The organism is Microcystis sp. LEGE 08355, from assembly GCF_015207185.1.
Taxonomy (GTDB): Bacteria; Cyanobacteriota; Cyanobacteriia; order Cyanobacteriales; family Microcystaceae; genus Microcystis; species Microcystis panniformis.
On sequence record NZ_JADEXI010000863.1, the window covers coordinates 1 to 1,397 of the forward strand.

Annotated in this window: 1 protein-coding gene; it reads right to left on the reverse strand. The window is 40.2% G+C overall.

Annotated features, from left to right (window positions below):
* Positions 1–61: 61 nt before the first annotated feature.
* The gene (locus IQ242_RS24760) at positions 62–1,249 is read right to left on the reverse strand and encodes a glycosyltransferase (protein WP_193961779.1); all 1,188 of its coding nucleotides are present in this window, start codon (positions 1,247–1,249) and stop codon (positions 62–64) included.
* Positions 1,250–1,397: the final 148 nt, after the last annotated feature.

Genomic DNA, 1,397 nt, shown 5'->3' on the forward strand with positions numbered 1-1,397 from the left:
ATTAAGGGGGGACTAAGGGGGGATCGAACCTAAAATCCATTTTTAATTTAATTATAACCAGCTAATTAGGATAAACTCGCCCTTTCCAACCTCCTCCTTGGCCGCGCCAATAACGCAGGGCAGAATCCACAGTCATTAAACTATAAAAGAGGGCAATTAGTGGTAAAGTTAAAGCCCGCAGGGGGGATAATTTATATAGTCTTAAAGTCGGGCTATATGAGAGGGCGATTAGTAATAAGGTGACGGTGCTAATTATGATAATTGATGTTTCTTTTAAGACCAATCCCCAGATTAAGCCCAAGGGGGCGGCTAAATAGGTTAAAAACATCCCGAAAATTGTGCCAATTAACCAAAGTGTTGAGTAATTTAGTTGCGTAAATGCGGTGCGGGCTACCATATTCCAAATGCTGGCTAAATCGGGATAGGGACGGAGACTATAGGTGGTTTCTGTTAATCCTAACCAGATGGAACTCTCGTTATTTTCTGGGTGATTTTGCAGATATTTTTTAACCGCAATCGCCAAAGAACAATCATCAATTAAAGCTTGTTTAAGAATCTCAATACCGCCAATTTTTTCTAGGATATCTCGGCGAATTAAAATGCACCCCCCGGCGGCGGCTGCTATCGGGGAATTAGGGTTATTAACTAGGGGAAAAGGATAGAGTTTCTCGAAGAAAAAAACAAAGGCAGGAATAAGAAATTTTTCCCAAAAACTGTCACAGCGTAGCAACACCATCAGGGAAACTAAAGCTTGTTTTTCCTGTACTGCTTTAGTAACTAATTGGGTTAAATTATCTGGTGCGTGGGCAATATCGGCATCGGTGAAGAGAAAATAATCGGGTGCAAATGTCTCGGTAGCCTCTGTTATTCCCTGTTTCATTGCCCATAATTTACCCGTCCATCCTATCTCTAAAGGCTGTCCATAAATAATAGTTATTTGTCCAGATTTATGAGATTGTTCAGCAATTTCTTGGGCAACTTTCCCCGTGTCATCACTGCTTTGATCGTCAATTAAAATAATCGAAAATTCGCCTTGATAATCTTGTTTAAAGAGGGAGGTTAAACTGATGGGTAAAACGTCGGCTTCGTTTCGTGCGGGGATAATTGCCGAGACTTTTGGATAATTTGTTAAGGGAGAAGTGACGGGATTAATTTTTTGGTTAGATAGCCAAAATTGTCCCCTGGCTAAGATTAAATATAACCAAATTATTAGCGATAGGAAAGTAACTAATAATAAGAAAAATGTCATAAGCTAGTCGGCTTTCGATGAGGGAATAGGGAACAGGTTAAAAAGAGTAAGTAGGTAGGTGTTGAAAGTTGTCAGGCGCCCCCCTTATTAAGGGGGGCAGGAGGGATCGAACCTAAAATCCATTTTTAATTTAATTATAACCAGCTAC

What these genes read in the sequence shown, in the direction of transcription:
- IQ242_RS24760 (WP_193961779.1), bottom strand. Translation starts at nt 1,249, where the DNA reads ATGACATTTTTCTTATTATTAGTTACTTTCCTATCGCTAATAATTTGG.